At 64.3% G+C, this 2,099-nt stretch carries 2 protein-coding genes; one reads left to right on the top strand and one right to left on the bottom strand.

The genetic code is table 11. The features are described from left to right. A partial coding sequence (locus tag E7Z54_RS23450) for a hypothetical protein (RefSeq protein WP_206056382.1) occupies positions 1-670 on the top strand: 670 nt, incomplete at its 5' end. A 222-nt stretch (positions 671-892) separates the two neighbouring features. Here E7Z54_RS23450 and E7Z54_RS18210 read toward each other — a convergent pair. After that, positions 893-2,099 (bottom strand): plasmid pRiA4b ORF-3 family protein (locus E7Z54_RS18210; protein WP_136436141.1); only part of this gene is annotated, 1,207 nt, incomplete at its 5' end.

Raw genomic sequence — 2,099 nt, forward strand, 5'->3', positions numbered from 1 at the left:
CGGCGCCAGTGCGAGGACCGCGCCCGATAGTCCGGTCCAGGACAGCGACTACCTCCAGCTCGAGGCAGTTCGGCTCGCCGATATCGCAGCACGACGTAAGACCTTCGGCTTCAACTACGCCGATCTGCTCACGTGGGTCGCACCCAAGTCGCAAATCGATTGTGTTGGACTGGTCCAAGGGAAGATGGCACTCGCCGGCTTGGCTTTCCTGCAGCCTGACTCCGAACTCAAAGCTGGAGAAGGCAAGCAGGCAACCTGGGAATGGACCGTCAGCGATTTCGGTCAGTCGTTCCTGGTGAAGCGACGAGTCAAACTAAGAGACCTGCCCGCAGTTCAACAGCCGGCAAAGGAGCGATTCGTGACCACACATCTCACCGCGCCCGCCCCTTCGGAGCCAATCGCCGTTGAAGCTCAAGCGGAACTCTTGCCTATGCCGCCGGAGCCCTCCAGATCTGACCACCGCCCGACGAACCGCACCTCCGATCCTCCGGTGCCCCCGAACAGGTCAGATTTGAACGTCGACCGCATCTTGCGCTGGCTCCAGGAGAACGGAGCCGACGATCGCGCCGTCGGCCTGGCGACGAGGCGGGTCGCAGAATCCGGCACCGTCGAGCAGATGATTGCATTTGGCGTCGCGCTGCGTTCTATTGTCCGCGGCCGCCGCGCATAAAGCGGGTCCTAGCCAGTAACCTCAAGCTCTGACCCGTTGTCGATGACCTTGGGCTGTGGTCGAACGGTGTCGTCCGCGGTCCGCAGCGCGTCTCCAAACGGGCATCCCCGTGAAGTCGTTTCTATGCCGCGTAATTCTGGGCTGTGACGCGCCCATAGCGGGCGAAACGGGCGCGCCCATTGTGGGCTAGGTAGGACATAGGGCCTCAGGGAGTCGATGCGACTAACCGCTCGAGGGTGTCCCGCCGGTCGTGGCCCGGGTCGAGATAGCGGTCCTGGCCATCAGCACGGCGAGTTGCGTGAGTGCCCGCCGATCGAGTCGAGGAAGACCACGATCACGCTGCTCCGAGGCGATGCTTGCCAGAGCGTGGGTGGCTTCCCTGATGGCCCATCGGGACTGGTCGACGCTGATGGGTCGTCCATCGCGCTGTCGCCAGCCGAGGTAGGTCAGAGCCTTGGCCAATCGCTTGTCGTGCCGTCCCTCAGGTTCAGAAGCAAGGCAAAGAAGGGCCAGCAGTCGAGCCTGGGTCGTGAAGGTGTCTTCGTCGCCATCGACGAGGCGGTCGGCGAGGTGGCGCCACAAGACGACCGGGTCGGTCTGAGCGTCCTTGCCGAGCTTGGTGAGCAGGAGCTTGCCCTTGTACTTCCGAAGCAGGCCGATCTGTTGGAGCGACTGGCGGAACTCGAGCAACGGGATCGTGAGGTCCTCACGATTGCTCTTCCCAATCCAGTCCCCGACCACGGGAACAACTTCCGACGCGACCTCGACGTCGGCGGGCTTGAGATAACCGGCTGCAGTCAGCGCGATGCCGTCGCCGGCTGCACGATCGAGGAACCATTGGTACGCGCGAAGGTTGGCCCTCAAGGTCGCGACGTCCGGTTGCTCGGGAGTCCCGATGGCGAGAGTGCGGGCGATGAAGTCGTCGCCGACCGGCGTCCGTTGGAGCCGGTTCAACAGCAGGACGAGGTCCGGGCGCACTCCCCAGTCGGCAAGTCCGCCGGCAGGTGAGACGAGGCGTTCGTTGAGCTCGGCGACATCGAAGGCAGCGAGCTCGTCGACGATCTCGGCGAGGTATTCGGCATCGCGCAGTCCGCCGCAGTCGTCCGGCGGTGCGGCCCGTTGTCCGTCGACGCACCTGGCCTGGGGGGCGTCGTTCGTCAGCGGGAGGACCTCTTCCAGGCGAATCGTCAGATCCCAGTTGTCGCCGTAGTCGTAGACGTAATGCAAGACGTCGCCCGGCTCGACCAGGGTCTCGTCGAGTGTCACGGCGGCGTCAGGCGTGCCTTCGTCCTCGCCCTCCTCGACGTCGTACTCGCAGAGGAACCACTCAGCGCCCATGTCGAAAGTGTCGCCGCCGATGGAGAAGCGATGCAGGTGGGAGTCGGTCCAGTCGTACGCCGTCTGCAACACCTGGTGGACCGCGGCGAGC

The organism is Nocardioides sp. (genome assembly GCF_004803405.1).
In the GTDB taxonomy this organism is placed as follows: Bacteria; Actinomycetota; Actinomycetes; order Propionibacteriales; family Nocardioidaceae; genus Nocardioides; species Nocardioides vastitatis.